The organism is Kitasatospora sp. NPDC015121 (genome assembly GCF_055562955.1).
On record NZ_JBVHEH010000055.1, the window covers coordinates 1 to 19,221 of the forward strand.

The following is a 19,221-nucleotide window of genomic DNA, read 5'->3' on the forward strand; positions in this document are numbered from 1 at the left end:
GAACGCTTCAACCGCACCCTGCTCGACGAATGGGCCTACGCCAGGCCCTACCGCACCGAGCAGGAACGCCGAGACGCCTACCCCGCTTGGCTCCACACCTACAATCACCACCGCGGACACACCGCACTCGCAGGCAAACCACCCGCCAGCCGCGTAACCAACCTCACGGGTCAGTACAGCTAGGGCACCGGCGGATCCGGCGCGAGGATTCTGATGAGGAGCATCGCGTGGGAAGTCTGTTGAGGGGCGTCTCCGGGGTGCGCTGGGCGGACCTTCGTGACGCGACGGGGGCTCCAGCCGACGGCATTCCCCCTCTGCTCTCCCGGATCGCGTACGGGGACGAGGAGACGGCCCGCACCGCGATCGAGGAACTGGGCGATGCCGTCTGTGCGCTCGGGTTTGTCGTCGGCGAGGCCACAGCCCCCGCAGTCCCGTTCCTTGTAGAGCTGGCAGGAGCTCCGCACGTGGCTTGCACGGCTGAGCTGCTGAACCTGCTGGGAAGCATCTGTCAGACCGACCAGTGGCACTCCGCCGCTGCGACGGCGGGGAGCAGCAAGCGCGACACGAGCTACCGGCAGCAACCTGGCTGGGAGGCGGCCGCAAGGACAGCCGTCTACGCGGGCCGGTCAGTCATCGAGGGCGTAGCGTCCTCCGTACGGCCGGAGGAGGCCGCAGCTGCCAGGAGGTTGCTGCAGGTGATGGACCGCATCCCGCCGTTTCCGGAGCTGTGACGGTCATTGCGGGACAGCCCTTAGGCAACTATCAGCCCACCAGATCCGGAATACGGAGCCGCTGTTTCCGATTGGTTCCTTCGCGTACTCACACGAAGGGGGCTGCTGGGTGAGCGACTTGAAGGTGTTCCGGCTCGGGGCGGACGGCCGGGACGTGGAGCTGCGGGGCTCGACGGTGGCGCTGGAGGTGGAGCTGCAGCGGCGGGTGGAGGCCGGGATGGAGCGGATGCTGGGCATCCGGTTCCTGGCGTCGGAGTACCCGACGGGGCCGTGGCACCGGGGTCGGGTGGACTCGCTCGGGCTGGACGAGAACGGCGTGCCGGTGGCGGTCGAGTTCAAGAAGGGCAGCGACAGCGGGGTCGTGTCGCAGGCGCTGTCGTACCTGACCTGGTTGAAGAGCAGCCGGCTGGAGTTCGAGGCGCTGGTGCGGGAGAAGCTGGGCGAGGCGGCCGTGGCCTCGATCGACTGGCGTTCGCCCAGGGCGCTGTGCGTGGCGGCCGGATACTCGTGGCACGACCGGGTGACGGTCGGCGAGTTGGGTCGGCGCTGGCCGATCGACCTGGTGCGCTACCGGGTCTTCGACGGCGGGCTGCTGAGCCTGCAGTTGGTCGAGCCGGTCGTCGCCCCGAGCAACACGTCGGCCGGGCGCCGGTCGAGCGCGCCCGCGGTGGCAGTGCAGGTCGTCGAGGCAGCCGAGCCGGCGGCTTCGGTCGAGGTGCCGGAGTGCCTGCAGGCGCTGTACGGCGAGCTGGACGAGGTGCTCACCGCGTCGGGCGAGGTGGAGGTCGTCCCGCTCAAGCACTACGTGGCCTACCGGCGGCTGCGGAACGTGGCGTCGGTGCTCTTCCGGCCGTCCCCCCAGCATCGGGCGATGCTGGTGTACCTGCCGGTGGACCCGGACACGGTGGAGCTGGAGGAGGGCTTCACGCGCGACATGCGCCGCATCGGCCACCTGGGCACCGGTGACCTGGAGGTGCGGATCGCCTCACCGGCCGACCTGGCGAAGGCGGCAGTGCTGATCGAGCGGGCAGTCCAGGAGGTCTGACCGGCAGGACTGCGAGGACGGCCGGAGCTTCAAGCTCCGGCCGCCCTTTCACGTCTGCGGCTGCTGCGGTTGCTGGGGGTTCTCACGCTCATGCCTCCGGTCCGGCGAGGACGAAGTCGTCCTGGGTGAGTGCGGCGCGCAGGCGCTGTTCGGCGATGTCGGCGTAGTGGGGGGAGAGTTCGACGCCGACGAAGTTGCGGCCTTCGCGCAGGGCGGCGATGCCGGTGGAGCCGGAGCCGGTGAAGGGGTCAAGGAGGGTGCCGCCCTCGGGGCAGATGCGGACGATCTGCTGCATGACTTCCAGGGGCTTCTGGGTGATGTGGACGCGGTCCTTGCGGGGCTGGGACGCGGTGAAGTGGCCGGGCAGGTAGATCGCCCGGGTCTTGTCGAGGGTGCCTTTGACACCCCAGAGCGCGAACTCGGCGGACTGCTTGAAGCCGCCCTTGCGGGGGCGGCTGGCGGGCTTGATCCAGGGAATGGTGCCCTGCCACGTCCAGCCGGCCATCTGCAGCGCGTCGCTGGTGGTCGGCTCCTGGCGCCAGTCGGTGAAGACGACGGCGACTGCGTGCTCGGTGCTGGCGCGGTATGCCTCGGTGAGCAGTTCGGTGAGCCAGGAGCGGTAGGAGCGCTGGTCGCGGTTCTCGCCGGGGAAGGTCTTCAGGTCGTGGGCGGAGCCGCTGGTGACGTACTTGGTGCGGGCATCGCGTCCGGTGCGCTCGGAGCTGGTGCGTCCGCCGCTGTTGTACGGGGGATCGGTGATGACGGCGTTGACGCTCTCGTCCGGAAGGGTCTTCAGAACGGTGAGGGCGTCGCCGCGGTGGAGGGTGAAGCTGCTGTCGGTCATGGCGGTCTTTCTCGGGGCAGAGACGGAATCCCGCTCTGCGGTGTCCGGTGGCCACCGCAGAGCGGGGGGATGGCCGGGACGGTAGCCGGAAAGGACGGCCGGCCCTAACGGCTACCGGGAGAGTTCCGGACCTGGTGAGGCGTCGTTTGGTGCGGCCGGACTTCGCGTCTACTGTCTGGCCATGCCAACCGGGCCGCAGGGCCAACTCGGTCCGAGGCGGCTCGTGTTGGTCCGCGTTGCCTCGTCCGACGGGCCACTTCGCCGGCCTGCTCCCCCTCCCTTCCCCTCATTTCAGGAGACCTCGTGTCCAGGCTGAGATTACGAGCGCGGCCGGCTGCCGCGTATGACCCGTCACCGGCGTCCGGGAGCTGTGAACTCCCCTGACCCGGGCCCGCCTTGAGGGCGGTTTCACTACCGGTGCGGTGCCGGCGACTTCTTCGCACGAGAGGCCGGCACCGCGCTCTCCTACACACCTCCGAGGAGTCGCTGCGATGCGGCACGCCCTGGCACAGCCGTGCCTTCGCCCACCCCGCCCGTCCACCCCGACCGTCCTGGGCGTCCGTCCCGCCCGGCGGCGGTGAGGAAGTCCGCGGGCCTGCTCGTCTCCCTGGTCGCGGCCGGTCCGCTGGCGCTGGCGCTGCCGCTGGTGGTGGTCGCCGCCGGAGGCGCCCAGGCCACCGCCTGTACCCCCAGCAGTGATCCACGGGCTGTGGATACCGTCGCCGTGGACGCCCAGGTGAAGTCGATCCTGGACGGCTCCAACCCGCTGGGTGCCCCGGCCGTCTCCGGGCTGGACAAGCCGGACGAGCAGATCCCGAACGCGAAGACCATCCAGGCCACCGGCATCGCCATGCACATCCCCGTCCGCGGGCAGGTCGTCGCGCTGGCGACCGCGCTGCAGGAGAGCGGGCTGCGCAACCTCGACTACGGCGACCGCGACAGCCTGGGGTTGTTCCAGCAGCGCCCCTCGCAGGGCTGGGGCACGCCGGAGCAGATCATGCAGCCGGTGTACGCCTCGACGAAGTTCTACGAGGCTCTCCAGCAGGTCTCGGGCTGGCAGTCGATGACAACCACTCAGGCCGCGCAGGCGGTGCAGCGCAGCGGCTACCCGGATGCCTACGCCAAGTGGGAGGCGCTGGCGACGGCGCTCCAGCAGGCCATCGCCCCGCTGCTGACCGACCCCGGCAGCGGTTCGGCCAACACACCGTCCTCTGCACCGAGTGCGAGTCCGGCACCGGACGCTTCGACCAGTGCCGCTCCCGCGCCAGCCGACGGCGGGTGCTCGACCGTGAGTGGTGACGGCAGCGGCTTCGGGACGATCCCGCCGGGCACCCTGGCCGAGGGGTACACGATCCCGGCCGACGCTCCGCCGCAGGTGCAGACCGCGATCCGCTGGGCGCTCGGCCAGCTCGGCACCCCCTACCAGTGGGGCGGCAGCTGCGAGGACTCGCACGGCTCCGACCCGATGGGCCGCTGCGACTGCTCCTCGCTGATGCAGATGGCCTACAAGGCGGCCGGGATCACCCTGACCCGGACCACCTACACGCAGGTCAACGAGGGCACCGCCGTCCCCTTCACCGCGCTCAAGCCGGGTGACCTGCTGTTCACCACCGGGACGGCCGCCGTGCCCGAGCACGTCGGGATGTTCATCGGCGGCGGCCTCGTGGTGCAGGCCCCGCACACCGGTGACGTGGTCAAGGTCTCGACCCTCGCCGAGTGGCAGCCGCAGATTCTCGTGGCCCGCCGGATCGTCTGACCGGCGCCTCTCCCTTCCCCCTTCTGTCCCCTTCCCTCCGGTGCGCCTTCGGCGTGCCCGGATTCCCTTGGAGTTCCCCTATGTACCTCGCCGACAAGGCCATTCAGCTCGCGTACGACCCGGGGATCTCCCCCAACGAGGGCGGCTTGCCCGGCCTCTCGGTGCTCAAGCAGGTAATGGGCTCCATCAACCTGTTCGGCATCATCGCCGTGGTCGGAGCGCTCGCGGTGAGCGCCGGCGTGTGGGCCTGGGGCCACCACTCCGGTGGTCACCAGGCCGAGGCCAACGGCAAGAAGGGCGTGCTCGTCTCCGCCGGCGCGGCCCTGCTGCTGGGCGCGGCCAACGGCGTCGTCGCGTTCTTCTCCACCCTCGGAACGCAGGTCAAGTAGCCGTGCAGAAAAGTTCCTTGTCTTCCTCTGCTGCCCGCAGCGGGATGTCCGGCGGCGCCCTCGTGCGCCGCCGGGCGCTGCTGGGCACCGTGGTCCTGGTGGCGCTCGTCGCGCTGGCCGGCCTGCTCTCCTACCTCACCCGCGACGGCCGGAGTGGCTCCAACCACGCTGTCGCACCGTCGAGTTCCCCCTCCGCCCCGTCTTCCGCCCCGGCATCGCCCGCCGCGAGCGGCCGATTGGCGGCGCTGCCGTCGCCGCCGGACACCCGCGATCCGATCGTGTTCGGGAAGGCTGCGACGGTGGCGCTTTGGTCGTACGACACCCGGGCGTACTCGCAGCCCGAGTTGGTGGCCGCCCTGCGCGGGTGGCTGACCGGCGAGGAGGAGTACGCAGACCCTGACTCCGTGGAGCGGCAGGTGCCTTCGCCGCTGCTGTGGGGGCGGATGGCCGACTCCGGGCAGTTCGCCACCGCGAGCGCCGCCGAAGCGCACTTCCCCGAGTCCTTCACCCGGGCGCTGCAGGCCGATCCGGGGGCGATCACCCAGGCGTACGTGTACGCGGTGACCGTCTCCGGCAAGCAGTCGATCGCCTGGAACGGCTCGCCGCAGGGCGGGGCCGAGGACCGCTCGGTCACCCTCGCCGTGCAGTGCCGGCCCGACCGTCCCTGCGCCCTGGTCGGCGTGCTGCCGTCCGTGGCGCCCTGACACCCGGAAGGAGGTGCCCCTCGTGGGCGTCTGCGACATCCCCCTGATGGGCCAGGTCTGCAATGTGGTCGATGCAGTCAGCTTCGTGTCGAACCCGGGCAAGTCCATCACCGACGGCATCGGCGCGTGGATCGCCAAGTCCATGGGCGAGCTGGCCTCCAGCGCCGTCGACCTCGCTTCACGGGCGGTCGACGAGACCACCGCCATCAATCTCAACGCCCCCTGGTTCAGGGCCAACTACGAGCTGGTCATGGTCATCGGCCTGATCCTCACCGTCGGCACGTTCTGCGCGCAGCTGGTGCTGGCCGCCTGGCGCCGGGACGAACGCGCGCTCGCCCAAGCCGCCTGGGGAACGATGACCGGCGTGCTGTTCTCCTTCGGGGCGATCAGCTTCACCGCCGTAGCGGTCACCGTCGTCGACTCGGTCTCCGCCGGGCTGTTCAAAGCCGCGGGCACCAGCATCGACGACGCGATCAGGCGTCTGATCAAGGTCTCCGAGCTCGGGGCGATGTTCCAACTCGGCTGGGCGATCCCCTCACTGGTCGCGGTCGGCTGCGCGATCGGCGCCTTCCTCTACTGGGGCGTGATGGTCGCCCGCAAGGTCGGCGTCCTGGTCCTGGTCGTCCTCGCCTCCTTCGCCGGCGCGGGCGGTGGATGGGAGGTCGCCAAGCGCTGGCGGCGCGGCTGGATCGAGGCCACCGCCACCCTGGTGGTCTCCAAGCTGCTGATGACAGTCGTCTTCATCACCGGCGTCGCGGCGATCGGCGAGTCCGACGCCAAGGACGGGATCGGCGCGCTGTCGGACATGATGGCCGGGACGGTGATCATGGTGCTGGTGCTGCTGTGCCCGTACGCCGTCTACAAGTTCGTCCACTGGGCGACCGACGGCGGCGGCCACGGCGATCTGCACCGCACCGGCGTCGCCGGCATGGCGGTGGCGGCCGGGGCGGCGAAGACCGCCGGAAGCCTCGCCATGCAGGCAGGAACCGGCGCGCCCGCCCCTCAGGGACCGGGCCAGGTTCCCGGCGCGGGCAGCGACGGCGGGAGTGCTGGCGGGATCAATCCGACCGGGCGCTTCAGCAAGGAGGGCATCGACGCCGGTCCCGCCCAGCAGCCCAGCACCTTCCGCTTCGGTGAGGACCCGAACGCCCCCGGCGACCGCGGACGCTCCTTGGTCACCCGACCCGGCCTCCCATCCCTGGTCACCCGCCCCACCTCCCAGAACGACAGCGGTAGCGGCACTGGCGATGCCGGCGGCGAGGTGGTGGACGCCCCGACCACGGTGAGCGCCGAGCGCTTCGTCACCATGCGTACAGCCACTGCCCCGAGTCCGGTTGCTCCCTCCTCGGCGGCGCCCCCGGCTCCGACTCCGGCAGCACCTCCCACTCCGGAAGGAGCGTCGGACGGCGGACCGCCCCCGGCTGGAGGTTCCTCGCCGGATCCGGTCCGGTTCGTCTCCCCGCATCAGCCGCCGGCCTCCGGTTCCTGATCGGAGGGCTGTCCCAGGGCGGGCCGAACACCATCTCGGCCCGCCCCCGCCCCACCCCTCGAAGGGAATCATGGCCGTGACCTCCAGAAGAGCACCGCCTCCTTCTCCCCCACCTCCCACTCACCTCCGTCTGGAACCCCGATGTCCTCCGCTCCGAAGTCCGACGCCCCGGCGTCGGTGAAGTTCCCGCACCGCTCCCGCCGAGGTGTCCTGCTCGGCCTGAGCATCTCCCAGCTGCTCACCGTCGCCGCCACCGGCCTGGTGTTGCTTGCCGTCCTGACCGCCCGCGGCGTCGTCGGCGCCCTCCAGCTGCTGCCCCTGTGGGGTGCGGTGGCCGCCGTGGTCTTCCTGCGCTACCGGGGGCGCACCCTCGCCGACTGGGCCCCGATCGCCGTCCGATACGCGCTGCGGCGCCTGCGCGGGCAGTTGGTCTGGCTGGCCCGGCCGTCCCGGCGTCCGGTGTGCGAGGGCCTGCTGCACCTGCCCGGCGGCGCGGCCAGTCTGCGGGTGGTCACCGCCCCGGACCGGCGTTACGGCGCGGTCCACGACCCGCACGCCGGGACCCTCACCGCGATCGTCAAGGTCTCCTCCCGGGCGTACGCGCTGCTGGACCCCGGCACGCAGGCCGCCAACGTCGCCGGGTGGGGCCGGACCCTGGCCGCGCTGGCCCGCACCGGGCACGTCGCCCGGATCCAGGTGATCGAGCGGACCGTCCCGGACTCCGGCGACGCACTACGCCGGTACTGGGAGGAGCACGGTCGCCCGGACGCCCCGCTGGCCGGTGCGCTCTACGGCGAGCTGATCGAGAGCGCCGGTCCGGCCGCAGCACCGCACGAGTCGTACATCGCCGTCGCGCTGGACTTCAAGAAGGCCCGCCGCCTGATCAACCAGGCCGGAGGCGGCCTCACGGGTGCCTTCGCGGTGCTCGCCCAGCTGGTCTCCGCCTGCGAGCAGTCCGCGCGCACCGCCGGGCTGAACCCGACCGGCTGGCTGTCGGCCGCCGAGATCGCCGCCGTCGCCCGTACCGCCTACGACCCCGCCTCCCGCGCCGCGCTGGACCGCTGGTCCGCCGACGGCCGCCCGGCCGCCGACCCGGCCGCGGCGGGCCCGGTGGTCGTGCTGGAGAAGGCCGACCACATCTCCACCGACTCCGCGCACCACACCACCTACTGGGTGGAGAACTGGCCCCGCACCGAGACCAACCCCGGGTTCCTGCACCAGCTGATGTTCGCCTCCGGCGTGCGCCGCACCGTCTCCCTCGCCTACGAGCCCAAGGACCTGGACGCCGCGATGCGCGACGTCCAGCGCAAGAAGGCCAGCGTGATCGCCGACTCGGCCGAGCGCGCCCGCAAGGGCCAGGTCGCGAGCGAAGCCGACTCGGTGGAGTACCAGGACATCCAGGCCCGCGAGCGACAGCTGATCGCCGGCCATGCGGATGTCGCGCTGACCGGCCTGCTGACCGTCTCCGCCGACACCGAGGAGGAGTTGCGCTCGGCCTGTGCGGTGATCGAGACCGCCGCCGTCGGCGCCCAGTTGGACCTGCGCCCGCTCACCTGGCAGCAGGCGACCGCGTTCACCGCCGCCGCCCTGCCCTTCGCTCTCGCCGCCTGACGCCGGCCCGCCCCTCCCCAAGGAGCCCACGATGCCGGCCACCCCCGCCGCCACCACCTTCCCGGACTTCGTCCCGTACGCGACCGCCGCCGTGGACTTCCACTGCGTGCTCAACGTGCCCACCGGGCCGCTGGTCGCCTCCCGCGCCGAACTCGACTGCCTGCACGAGCACCTGCTCTCCCTGCACGCCCTGCTGGACGCCCACGCCGAGCGCACCGCCCCGCTGCTGCCCGCCGAGGGCGACCACCTGCGCGCCGCCCGCACCCGGCTGTGGCAGACCGCCAACCACCTCCACGCCGCCTACCACTTCGCACCCCGGCCGGGTAGCGGCGAGGTCCCCGACGCCGAAGCCTGCCGCGCTCGACTTCCGGAAGGCGTGCCGGAGTTGACCGTCTGCCGCCGCCACCAGCAGGCCACCCACCTCGTGCGCCGCCGCACCACCCCTACCGACCTGCACTCCCCCTACACCGGCCTCGTCCGGCACTGACCACGGAAACCGACACCATGACCATGAACCGCGCCACCGCCAGCCAGCTGTTCGTCCCGCGCAAGCCCAGCCGCGCCGAACGCCGCGCCGCCCGCAAGAGCTTCGCCCAGGCCCGCACCAAAGCCCGCACCATCCGACTCCCCTCCCGGGAGCGGGAGTTCACCGGATCCGACCCCGAGCTGCAGCCGACCTACCCCGCCTCCGGGCGCCCCGGCCCCGCCTCCGGACGCGGCAGCAAACTGCGCCTGCCCAAGCACCGCATGACCACCGCCGTCGCCGGCGGCGCCTACCCGTTCCTCGCCGAAGCCGGCCTCGGCGCCGAAGGGACGTTCATCGGCCGCGACCTGCACGCCGAGGCCGCGTTCTGCTTCGACCCGTTCACCCTCTACAACTCCGGCCGCATCGAGGGGTTCACCAACCCGAACGCGATCCTGTGCGGGATCATCGGCATGGGCAAGTCCGCGCTGGCCAAGTCCATCGCCACCCGCTCCATCGCCCACGGCTACAAGATCTACATCCCGTCCGACCCGAAGGGCGAATGGTCCTCCCTCACCAGGGAGTTGGGCGGGCAGACCATCGCACTCGGCCCCGGCCTGCCCGGCAGGCTCAACCCACTCGACGCACCCGCGCGGCCCGCCGGGGTGGACGAGGAGGACTGGCTCGGCGAGGTCCGCAAGCGCCGGCTCCTGCTGCTGGCGAGCCTGGCGGCCACCGTACTCAAGCGCGACCTGCTGCCGATGGAGCACACCGGCCTCGACCTCGCGCTCGACCTGGCCGTCACCGAGGCCGAAGCCGCAGGCGTGCCGCCGTTGCTGGGCGACATCGCCCACGCACTGGGCTACCCCGAACGCCTGGACGCCGCCCTCGGCGACCAGGGCACCGGGCTCGGCCGGGCCGTCGACGACCTCGCCCACGCCTTCCGCCGACTAGTCCACGGCGACCTGTCGGGCATGTTCGACGGCCCCTCCACCGTCGCCTTCGACCCGGACGCCCCGATGCTGTCGATCAACCTGTCGCGCCTGGGCAGCAGCGGCGACGACACCGCCCTCGTCCTGGCGATGACCTGCGCCAGCGCGTGGATGGAGGCGGCGCTGGCCGACCCGGACGGCGGTAGGCGCTGGGTGATCTACGACGAGGCGTGGCGGATCATGCGGCACGTCGGCCTGCTGGAGCGCATGCAGCAGCAGTGGAAGCTGAGCCGCGGCCTGGGCATCGCCAACCTACTGGTCCTGCACCGGCTCTCCGACCTGCTGTCCGCCGGTGACGCCGGATCGCGCGGCCGGGTCCTGGCCGAGGGCCTGCTCGCCGACTGCAGCACCCGGATCATCTACCGCCAGGAACCCGACCAGATCGCGGCGTCGATGGCGCTGCTGGGCCTCACCGGCGTCGAGGCCCAGGCCATCGCCGCCCTCCCCCGGGGCCGGGGGCTGTGGAAGGTCGCCGGGCTCAGCTTCGTGGTGCAGCACCTTCTGCACCCACGCGAGAAGCAGTTGTACGACACCGACTTCCGCATGGCCGCGTAGCCAACCACCCTCCTGCCACAGCCGATTGAGGAAACAACATGCCTCCTTACCGTGACAGCCTGGCCCGCGCCGAAATCCCCCACTCCCTACTCACCGACGAGGACCTCACCGCCTTCGAGTCTGTGATGGCCGCCCAGCGCGTGGAGTGGGGCAGCGGCCACGACGACAACTGGCGGCTGATCATGACCCTCAACGGCACTGACGAGCAGGGGCGGTGGGCCTACACCACCGCCGCCTTCCAGGCCGTCCCGCCCGACGAGATGACCCGGCCCGTTCCGCTGGGCTTCGTCGAGATCGACTTCAGCGAGGACGGACAGGCCCTGCCGAACACCCCGCTCGGCGACGAGCGGCGTCGGACCATCGCCGCCCTCGCCCGCACCACCGCCGCCGTACACCCGGCCACCGCGGCAACGAGCGCCCCCGCGCCCGCCGCCTCGCCGGCGACCGCGCGCCGCACCCGCTGAACCGCCCGGCCCGACCAGCCGTTCGGGCCCCCTCCCGAGAACCGTGAACACCGATGCCCACCAATGACGCCGTGCCCTTCCTCAACCACGCCCACCTCGCCGAGGCCGACTTCGCGGCCATCGAGCAGCTGTTCGCCGCCCGCCGTGACGGCAACGACCGCGCCCACCCTGACTGGGAACTCGTCCTCGCCCACACCAGCCACCTCGGCGGCGTGCAGCAGGACTCCTACGCGGTCTTCCGCCCGAGCGGCGACCGCGGGTCCTCCCTGCCCAACCACTGGGAGGCCAGGGTCTACCTCGACGAGGCCGGCCACGTCCTGCCCGAGCAGCCCGGCCCACCAGATCCCCTGCCGCCGCTCGCCACCGCGCTGGCCGCGCACTTGCCCGACTGGTCGGCACGTCCCTGCCCGCTCAACCCCGGGCGGGACCTCGCCGAACTCACGGGGCGGCTCTGGGGCCGACACCCCTCGCAGTGGACCAGCGCCACCGCCCCGCACAGCGCCTTCGCCCTCGACGGGCCCGACGGCGAGCACCTGCTGGTCGTACAACCGCACCCCGACGGGCAGGTCGTCCTCCGCTCGATGCTCCCCGACGACGCACCCGAGAACCAGTATCTCTGGTCGCCGCGACCGCCGGACCCGGTGGAGTTCTCCACCGCCGCAGACGCCGCCGCGATGGCGGCCGAGGTCCGGGAGCGCTTCGCCCCCGCCTACCAGCGGGCCGCCTGGTACGCACGCACCGCCGCCGTGGAAGACGCCCTCGTCTCCCTGGACGACCTGAGCGTCGCGTACGTCCTGCCGCCGAACACCCAGCGCTTCGGGGAACCCGAGGTCTTCGAGTCCGCAGCGGCCCGCAACCATGCTGCCTGGCACCATCTCAACGTCCTGGCGGACCAAGGCCCCCACATCCTGGCGGGCATCCGGGCGGTGACCACCGCCGAGGACCGCCTCGACCCCGTCATCGGCCCCCGGCTGCGCCGTCTCCACCACGCCCAGGACGCGCTCGCCGGCATCCGAGAGGTCCGAACCCGGTGGGAAACCCTCACGACCCGCACCGCGAGCGACGACCCGGCCACCACTCGGATCCGCTCGTGGGCCGAGGACCGGCGCAACAGCGAGGCGTGGTCGCGCTCGGCACGGATCCCGGGCATGTCGCTGGCCGTGCTGGCCCAGGACGTCACCCGGCGGATCGGCCGTCCCGTACCGAGCCGCGAGAGGCAGGTCGAGGCGGCCGTGGCCCGCACCGAGCGCCGCGGGGCCAGCTTCACTGCCGAGCCGGCACCCGCAGCCTCGCCTCCCGCCACTGCCCCACGCCGTACCCGCTGACCACACACCACCAAGGAGACCCGCTCATGACTGATCTCGGTCATCGGATACATGAGGAGTTCCTCCTTCGGCCCGGCACGTCGACCGTATCTCTCCCGCCAACCGACAGGGCTGGGCAGGAGTACGCCGTCCAGCGTCTGGCCGCCGCCGGGCCGGGCGAGTTCCCGGAAACGCTTCACCAGCTCGTGGGCAGCGACTTCGGCGCGGTCAGCCGCCTGCACGAACTCGTGAGCATGGCCGCGCAGTGGTGCCAGGACCACGGCGTTCGGCGCTACGGGGCCGAGCTGAATGCCCTGGCAGAGCGGATCACCGAGATCGGCGAGGAGCTGCACCTCGTCCACGAGGGCCTCGCCGGTGAACTGGCCGGACGGAGCGACCGGCTGGCCGCCGCGGTCAGCCACTCCCCCGCCCACCCTGCACAGGCGCTGTCCGCCACCGCTTCCCCGGCCCTCCGCGGAACGCAGGCGCTCGCCCCACGCACCGCCGAGACGCCGCCGCCCGCCGTGACCGGGCTCGGTCACCACCGCTCCGCCCGCTGACGCGGCGTTCTACCACCGCTTCCCCGGCCGGACCAAGCCGCAGATCCTCCGGACCATCGACACCCCAGCTCCCGCTTCCGCAGGGGCGAGCTTCGCAGGAGCACCGCCATGCAGCCCGTCAAGTTCTCCAAGTCCGGCTTCGAGGTCACCGCCCACACCCGCCGCCACCTTCCAGGCGGCCAGTTCGAGCCGATCACCACTCTCCTGGCGAACCGGGGCATCGGCTTCGACACCGGCGACTACATCGACGCCCAGCTGCCGAACAACAGCTTCCTGCTTGTCTGCCCCCAGTACGCCGGCTACCAGGAGCCCGGGCGGACCAGCCCACAGAACGGCTGGTACGCGGAATGGCTTGAGATCGGCGGTGAGCCCATCCCCCTGTACGACAGCCAGTCGGGGCATCTCCACCACGAGCACGGCACCGGCACCGGACCCCTGCTGGCCTGCCTTGACGAGCACCTCGACCGGCGCGGTGTCCCCTCCGAGCAGGAGGTGCGGGAGCGGCTGGCGCGGGCCGAGTCGCTGCTGCACCGCGCAGGCTTCGTCCCCACCGTCCAGGGCGGCGTGGCCTGCCACCGGCTCCCGACCGCGATGCTCAACCGCGCCGAGCGCCGCACGGCCGTAACCAGGGCGGCTGACTATCTGCGGGCCGAGGGCTTCGGCGTCAACTGCCCGACGAACCTGGCCGACTGGGCCGCCGAGCAAGCCACCCTCCCGCCGCGCCGGCTCGACCGTCTCGGCCAGGAGATCGTGAAGGCCGGCCCTATCGAGGAGGAGGTGGCCGCGCTCAGCGTGCTGAAGGCCCCCGGTGACGGCGTGCTGGACCAGGCCGTCGACGTACTGCACCAAACCGCCGCCTGGTGGGAGGGGCTGAACGCGACCGCTTGCGATCCGCACTACGCCGCCAGGCTGGGCCAGGTCGCCGAGCTGACCGACCGCTGCGTCCGAGAGATCCGGGCGCTGCGGGGAGACCTCGCCGACCGGCACGCCTCGGACCCCCAGGCCGCAGCCCGGTCGGCTGCAAGCGGACACGACCTGCGGGTGGCCGCTGCCCTCGCCTCCTCCCCGGCGTCCGAACGCACCCTCACCGGGCACCCCGCCGAAGCGCTGCTCGCGGCCCAGCCCCGGCCACCGGCCGCACCTCCGGCCGCAACCGCTGACCTCCCTACGGAAAGCCCGCCATGCCCACCCTCGCACCGCAGCCCGAGGTCGTCCTCGGCCACCACCCCCGCCACGGCGTCGTCGCCGCCCTGCCCACCCAATCCGCCGCAGCCGCCTGGATGCTGGAGCGATTGGGGTTCCAGCGCATCGCCGACCACCCGTACCTGTACGCGCTCACCGAGCAGCACCGCGACGCCCCGGACCGTCTCCGGTGGGCGATCAAGGTCCTCGACGGCGCGGGCTACGCCGTCCACAGCGACCTCTCCCTGGACGCCCGCCCCGAGCCGCGGACCGAAGTCTCCCAGCAGGCCACTGCGCCGGTGTCGGAGCGCGAGCCGGACGTGGTCTTCACCGAGAGCCCGTCGTTGGGGGTGATCGGGACGGTCGGCGACGGCCCAGCACAAGAAGCCCACGCCGCGATGAGCAGTTGTGGCTGGTGGCGCCACGCTGGCGTGGACTTCTACTTCCCGCCCTTCCCACCCACCGACCCGCGCCTCGGCGAACGGGATAACGCGCTGCAGGCGGTCGCCGCCACGGCGCGCGAGCTGCGCCGAGCCGGCTACCAGGTCGCCGTGCAGAGCCGGATCTCTGCCGAAGTCGCCGCTTACCGGGCTCCGATCGCCGCTGCGTCCACCGCGCGCGGATTCCGCACCGGCGAGGCCGCCCTGCTCAGGAGCCCTGCGGCCCGGCGAAGCCCCGCTGCCGCCGCGACCCCGCCCAGTCCACCGCCCGTGGCGGCCGACCCCCGTGCCGCGTTCGCCCGCACCCGCTGACCACCCTCCGCCCTCTCGTCTTCAAGGGAGACCCGCCATGTCCACTCCCGTCACCTCCGACGCCCCCGCCTTCGACGTCGCAATCCGGCTCCACTCCCACCGCTTTGGTGTCCACGCCGCCCTCGGTCGGATGCCGCAACCGGTCGCCGACGCCGTCCTGCCCTCCCTCGGCTTCGAGCCCGCCCCGGACGACCCCCGCCTCTTCGCCTTCACCGGCCCCGAACACTACGAACAGCAGCGCGCCCGCGCCGCAGTGCAGGCCCTGCGCACGATGGGCCACCGCGTCCAGGCCGAGCCCGCGTTCGATGTGCCCGGCAGCACCTGGCGGCCCAGCCCCGACGAGCCGGACGTCGCGTTCGGCAAGCACCCCGACCTGGGGATCGTCGCCGCCGTCAGCGACGGCCTGCCGATCGACCCCGCACCGTTCCTCACCCGGGCCGGCTGGCACCACGTGCCTGCCCTCGACATCTATCTCGCCCCCACCCGGCAGCACGAAGCCGGCATCGACGCCATCGCCGCGCTCACCGAGCCGCTGCGGCAAGGCCGGTACACCGTCGCCGTCGACTATGCCCTCGCCGCAGCCATCCGCCCGCCCAGCGTCGGCACCCGCGAGCACGCCCGCGCCTCGGCCTTCCCCAGCACACCGGTGCGAACCGCCCGGCTGCCACCCGCAGCGCCCTCCGGCGTCCGCAGCCGCTGAACCCCCTCCCCAGAAGCAAGGAGCCCCCGTCATGACCGTGAAGAAGGTCTGGAAGATCGCCCACTCGTGCGGGCACGAGAGCGAGCGCGACCTCGGCGACCGCCCGGCCGACCGACGCGCCGGGTACGCCGACTGGCTGTCCCGGCAGGAGTGCACCGAGTGCTGGCGCGCGGCGAAGGACGGCGACGAGGCCGGCAAGGCCGCGTGGCTGGCGGCCAAGCGCGCCGAGGAGCAGGCGGAGTCCGACGCCTGGTCCGAGCGGTACCGGATGCCGCCGCTGGAGGGCACCGAGCGGGGCATCGCCTGGGGCGTGCGCTGCCGCCACCAGCTACTCGCCGCCGCCTACACCGCCCTCGTGCTGGAGGGCGGCATGCCGGAGACCGACTGGGAGCAGGTCGAGGAGCAGGCCCGCACCGTGACCCGCGCCGGCTGGTGGATCGATCAGCGCTCCTCCGAGCCCGGCGACCTCCAAGAACTACTGGAAGCGGCTACCACCGCCGACCGCCCCACCGAGAACCCCTTCGTCTGACCTACCCGACACGGACCCCAGAGCCCAACTCCCCTTTCCCTGAAAGCATTTCGGATAACACCACCATGCACGGCCCCGTTCTGCACTGCACCGTCCGGCGCACCGAGAGCACCCTCGACCTGCTGAAATCCCTGTGTGTGCTCAGCGACGACCCGGACTTCGAGCCGGTCCTACTCAGAAACGTGGTCGCCGGAACCGCCCGCTGAGGAGGAGTACGACATGGCGCGCTTGGCGGCGCTGCTGGACGAGCCGCTGGCACTGCGCCGGCCCCGAACCGGCCACACCCCCTCTGAGTAGCTGACCTGGCACTGCTCGATCCGCAGCTCCCGTCGACCGCGCTCACCGAGGACGACTGGTACGACTTGGCCCTGGATGTCCTGGACGCCACCGGCATCGATCCGACAAGCGACAGCACCGCCTGCCGCTGGGCGGCCCTGCAGACCACGGAGGACCGCATCGACATCCTCGCCACCGTCGTCCGCCAGGACGGACGCTGGGCCCGGCTGCACAACGACGAGGTCTTCGCCCGCTTCGCCTGCGAGAAGTTCAGCCGGGACCGCGACGCCTCGGTCCGCTGACGCACCCGGCCCACCGTCACCGGCCACTACCACCGTCCGGCGGCCCGACCAAACCGCCGGATCTGCGGATCCTTCCCCCGTCAGCCCGGTCGCCGGGCCCGCCGCCGCCCGAGAGGGGACCGTCGTGATCGCCCACCTGCAGCGCGCCACCAGCACGGCCGCGCTGATCCCCGTCCTGTACGGGCACGACGCTCCGCGCTTTCGGCTGCGGCCCCGGCTGATCGGGGCCGACTACCGTGGCTCGCACCAACAGCTGCCGCTGTTCGGCGACCCCCGGGAGGTCCTGGGCGGCGGCGTGCTGGACGCCCCGGCCGCCCGAATCGGCGCCCGGGCCCCCGAGCGACCGGTGTGGCTGTGCTCGGTGCGCTCCGACCCGCGCCACCCTGACCTGACCGACACCCAGTGGGCGGACGTCGCCCGGCGCCTGGTCGCCGTCACCGGAATCGCCCCCGCCGGCGACCCGAACGGCTGCCGGTGGGCGGCGATCCGCAACCTCGACCGCTCGGTGCACATCGTCGCCACCGTCGTCCGCGAGGACGGCTCCATCCACAGCACCTACCGGGACGCCTTCCACGCCCAGGCCGAGTGCCACCGCATCGCCACCGACCTCGGCCACCTCGTGCGCACCGTCCCCTCCGTCACCACCGCCAAGGACTACCGCATGCCCACCCCACCGATCGCCATCGGCCTCGAACCCAGCGGCGCCGTCGTCGCCAAGGGCTCCAGCGACGACCTCGCGGCCTCCCTGCTCAAGCACGCCGGCTTCGCCGAGAAGGGCGACTGGTACGGCCGCCGCTACCGGCTGCCCACCACCGCCCCGGCCGACCGCGCCGCCGTCGCCACCCACGCCGCCGAGATGCTGCGCGCCGCCCGCTACGACGTCGACCTCGACCCCCGGCTCGACACCACGCTGCCCGGCAACCCCGCCGACCGGCACCAGCTCTCCGCCGGCGACCAGCTCCTCCAGGTCACCGACCAGATCCGCGGCGCCACCAGCTTCGGCGAACTCGCCGAGGCGCTCGTCCAGGTGCTCGACCCCGACGGCGGCATCCTGGACCGCCTCCACGACATGCTGGAAGCCGCCTCCGAGCAGACCACCGACCTCGACCCCGAGCAGTACGCCCTCTCCGACCGCATCGGCTTCGCCGCCGACTTCGTCTCCGCCGCCCAGAGCGAGCTGGGCGGCCTGCTCGACGAAGTGCAGCGTGCCCAGTCCCACGACGCCCCCGTCGACACCGCGTCCAGCTCCGCCACCGCCGACGCGGCCCGCGCCACCTCCCCCGCCGCCACCGCCCGAGGCGTGACCGCCTCCACACCGCACTCCGCCGCACCTCCGCAGGCGGTCGTACCCCGGCAGACGGGACGCACCCGGTGACCGGCACCCCCACGGCTCCCGGCGGTGGGCACGATGCCTGAGCACTACTCGTCGATCGGCGAGGCGGTCGGTGCCGCGATGCGGCACAACATCGCCCTCGTCCACGGCCCGCAGGCCGATTCCCCCTGCAGCCCACCCCCGGCGGCCGACCCGTACTCGGTGCCCGGCGTGACCGCGCGACTGGAGGTGACGGCGGGCCCGGGTGGGGTCGCCGCGAGCGTGGAGGAGGCGACTGGTGCCCTGGTCGGCCCGCTGCCGCAGCTAACCGAGCTGGTCGCCGCCAGCGCCGACTGGGCCAGGGCCCGGCTCAACTTCGACTACCAGGCCCCCTACATGGCGGCCTTCGACCTGTGGACGCGACTGGCCTCCGTCCACTCCATGCTGGTCTACGCCCAGGAAGAGCTGGAGGCCGTCGTCGGCGACATCGCCGAGATGCCGGCCGAAACCCGCGACCCGCGGCACCACGGGATGGTCCAGGACAAGCACACCCGGGAGCTGCTGCACGACGTCATGGGCCACGGCCCCTCCGGTGCGGAGGCGATGCGGCAGCAGGCCGCCGTCCCCTACTCGCCCCGCGCCGCCACCCGCCGTGCCGCGAGCCCCGGAGCCGAGCCCGAGGCGCCCCCGGCCGGGCCGCCTATCACGGCCCCGCCAGCCACCGCCGCTGACCCACCCCATCACCACCTCACGATCCTCAAAGGACCTTTTCATGGGCAACTTGGCCGACACCTACGGCACCGACGTCGAGATCTACCGCGGTGGCGACGGCTTGGTCTGGGCCGACTGCCGTACCGACGCTCCCGAGGTCATCGGCATGGTCCTGCGCCGGTTCGGCTTCACCGCCCCGTCCAATCCTGGCAACCCGGCCTCCTACAACCTCCCGGCTGACACGCCGGGCCCTGACCAACAGCTCGCCGCGTCTGGTGCGTCCGGCCTGCTGGACGGCTTCGGGTTCCGAGTCGCCATCGAGCCGGACCTGGCCGTCGGCTACGTCGGCAACGACACCGATGTGTCCGACCGGCAGCGCATCGCCGCTGCCCTCCTCACCTCCCCCGCCAGCAGGACCGCTCCCGGCCCGGCATCCTCTCCCGCTCCCGCTCCGCTGGCCGCGCCGCGTACTCCCGCCGCCCGCACCCGCTGAACTCATATCTCCTGCAAGAGAGTTACGTCGTGATCTGTTCGAGAGCCGAGCGCGCCC

General features: G+C 72.4%; 22 protein-coding genes. 20 read left to right on the forward strand and 2 right to left on the reverse strand.

The window, feature by feature from the left end:
• The 3 genes from ACZ3J7_RS39070 to ACZ3J7_RS39080 all read left to right on the forward strand — a co-directional run.
• Nucleotides 1–183 (forward strand): integrase core domain-containing protein (locus tag ACZ3J7_RS39070; protein WP_465621124.1); only part of this gene is annotated, 183 nt, incomplete at its 5' end.
• Nucleotides 184–227: 44 nt separating this feature from the next.
• Nucleotides 228–731 (forward strand): hypothetical protein, encoded by a 504-nt coding sequence (locus tag ACZ3J7_RS39075; RefSeq protein WP_465628168.1) that lies wholly within the window; start codon nt 228–230, stop codon nt 729–731.
• A 109-nt stretch (nt 732–840) separates the two neighbouring features.
• The gene (locus ACZ3J7_RS39080) at nt 841–1,776 is read left to right on the forward strand and encodes a DUF5655 domain-containing protein (protein ID WP_465628170.1); all 936 of its coding nucleotides are present in this window, start codon (nt 841–843) and stop codon (nt 1,774–1,776) included.
• Between the two features lie 88 nt (nt 1,777–1,864).
• Here the strand turns inward: ACZ3J7_RS39080 and ACZ3J7_RS39085 are convergent, their stop codons facing one another.
• Entirely contained in the window at nt 1,865–2,620 is a 756-nt protein-coding gene (locus tag ACZ3J7_RS39085) for a DNA-methyltransferase (RefSeq protein WP_465628172.1), read from the reverse strand.
• A 577-nt stretch (nt 2,621–3,197) separates the two neighbouring features.
• Here ACZ3J7_RS39085 and ACZ3J7_RS39090 point away from each other — a divergent pair.
• From ACZ3J7_RS39090 to ACZ3J7_RS39135, 10 genes are all read left to right on the forward strand, one after another.
• A complete protein-coding gene (locus ACZ3J7_RS39090) occupies nt 3,198–4,376 on the forward strand; it encodes a C40 family peptidase (RefSeq protein ID WP_465628173.1) in 1,179 nt (392 codons plus the stop codon).
• 80 nt (nt 4,377–4,456) lie between these two features.
• Complete coding sequence (locus ACZ3J7_RS39095) at nt 4,457–4,765, forward strand: DUF6112 family protein (protein ID WP_030459365.1); 309 nt, start codon at nt 4,457–4,459, stop codon at nt 4,763–4,765.
• A gap of 44 nt (nt 4,766–4,809) precedes the next feature.
• The gene (locus ACZ3J7_RS39100) at nt 4,810–5,469 is read left to right on the forward strand and encodes a hypothetical protein (RefSeq protein ID WP_465628218.1); all 660 of its coding nucleotides are present in this window, start codon (nt 4,810–4,812) and stop codon (nt 5,467–5,469) included.
• A 22-nt stretch (nt 5,470–5,491) separates the two neighbouring features.
• Complete coding sequence (locus ACZ3J7_RS39105; RefSeq protein WP_465628176.1) at nt 5,492–6,958, forward strand: SCO6881 family protein; 1,467 nt, start codon at nt 5,492–5,494, stop codon at nt 6,956–6,958.
• 141 nt (nt 6,959–7,099) lie between these two features.
• Nucleotides 7,100–8,569: an SCO6880 family protein gene (locus ACZ3J7_RS39110; RefSeq protein WP_465628178.1), complete on the forward strand. Its 1,470-nt coding sequence runs from the start codon at nt 7,100–7,102 to the stop codon at nt 8,567–8,569.
• A gap of 31 nt (nt 8,570–8,600) precedes the next feature.
• The gene (locus ACZ3J7_RS39115; protein ID WP_465628180.1) at nt 8,601–9,056 is read left to right on the forward strand and encodes a DUF6238 family protein; all 456 of its coding nucleotides are present in this window, start codon (nt 8,601–8,603) and stop codon (nt 9,054–9,056) included.
• Nucleotides 9,057–9,073: 17 nt separating this feature from the next.
• Entirely contained in the window at nt 9,074–10,579 is a 1,506-nt protein-coding gene (locus tag ACZ3J7_RS39120) for an ATP-binding protein (RefSeq protein WP_465628182.1), read from the forward strand.
• Nucleotides 10,580–10,617: 38 nt separating this feature from the next.
• Entirely contained in the window at nt 10,618–11,043 is a 426-nt protein-coding gene (locus tag ACZ3J7_RS39125; RefSeq protein ID WP_465628184.1) for a hypothetical protein, read from the forward strand.
• A gap of 53 nt (nt 11,044–11,096) precedes the next feature.
• Entirely contained in the window at nt 11,097–12,368 is a 1,272-nt protein-coding gene (locus tag ACZ3J7_RS39130; protein ID WP_465628185.1) for a hypothetical protein, read from the forward strand.
• Between the two features lie 26 nt (nt 12,369–12,394).
• Nucleotides 12,395–12,907: a hypothetical protein gene (locus tag ACZ3J7_RS39135; protein ID WP_465628187.1), complete on the forward strand. Its 513-nt coding sequence runs from the start codon at nt 12,395–12,397 to the stop codon at nt 12,905–12,907.
• A gap of 9 nt (nt 12,908–12,916) precedes the next feature.
• On the opposite strand, the gene ACZ3J7_RS39140 is transcribed toward ACZ3J7_RS39135, so the two are convergent.
• Complete coding sequence (locus ACZ3J7_RS39140) at nt 12,917–13,753, reverse strand: hypothetical protein (RefSeq protein ID WP_465628189.1); 837 nt, start codon at nt 13,751–13,753, stop codon at nt 12,917–12,919.
• Nucleotides 13,754–14,088: 335 nt separating this feature from the next.
• Here ACZ3J7_RS39140 and ACZ3J7_RS39145 point away from each other — a divergent pair, with 335 nt between their 5' ends.
• The 7 genes from ACZ3J7_RS39145 to ACZ3J7_RS39175 all read left to right on the forward strand — a co-directional run bounded on the left by ACZ3J7_RS39145 (nt 14,089) and on the right by ACZ3J7_RS39175 (nt 19,164).
• Complete coding sequence (locus ACZ3J7_RS39145) at nt 14,089–14,841, forward strand: hypothetical protein (RefSeq protein WP_465628190.1); 753 nt, start codon at nt 14,089–14,091, stop codon at nt 14,839–14,841.
• A 37-nt stretch (nt 14,842–14,878) separates the two neighbouring features.
• Complete coding sequence (locus ACZ3J7_RS39150; RefSeq protein WP_465628192.1) at nt 14,879–15,541, forward strand: hypothetical protein; 663 nt, start codon at nt 14,879–14,881, stop codon at nt 15,539–15,541.
• 31 nt (nt 15,542–15,572) lie between these two features.
• Entirely contained in the window at nt 15,573–16,070 is a 498-nt protein-coding gene (locus ACZ3J7_RS39155; RefSeq protein ID WP_465628194.1) for a hypothetical protein, read from the forward strand.
• 65 nt (nt 16,071–16,135) lie between these two features.
• Complete coding sequence (locus ACZ3J7_RS39160; RefSeq protein ID WP_465628196.1) at nt 16,136–16,276, forward strand: hypothetical protein; 141 nt, start codon at nt 16,136–16,138, stop codon at nt 16,274–16,276.
• 156 nt (nt 16,277–16,432) lie between these two features.
• Nucleotides 16,433–16,648: a hypothetical protein gene (locus tag ACZ3J7_RS39165; RefSeq protein WP_465628198.1), complete on the forward strand. Its 216-nt coding sequence runs from the start codon at nt 16,433–16,435 to the stop codon at nt 16,646–16,648.
• A gap of 124 nt (nt 16,649–16,772) precedes the next feature.
• A complete protein-coding gene (locus ACZ3J7_RS39170; protein ID WP_465628200.1) occupies nt 16,773–18,023 on the forward strand; it encodes a hypothetical protein in 1,251 nt (416 codons plus the stop codon).
• Nucleotides 18,024–18,732: 709 nt separating this feature from the next.
• A complete protein-coding gene (locus ACZ3J7_RS39175; protein WP_465628202.1) occupies nt 18,733–19,164 on the forward strand; it encodes a hypothetical protein in 432 nt (143 codons plus the stop codon).
• The last annotated feature ends 57 nt before the right edge of the window (nt 19,165–19,221 follow it).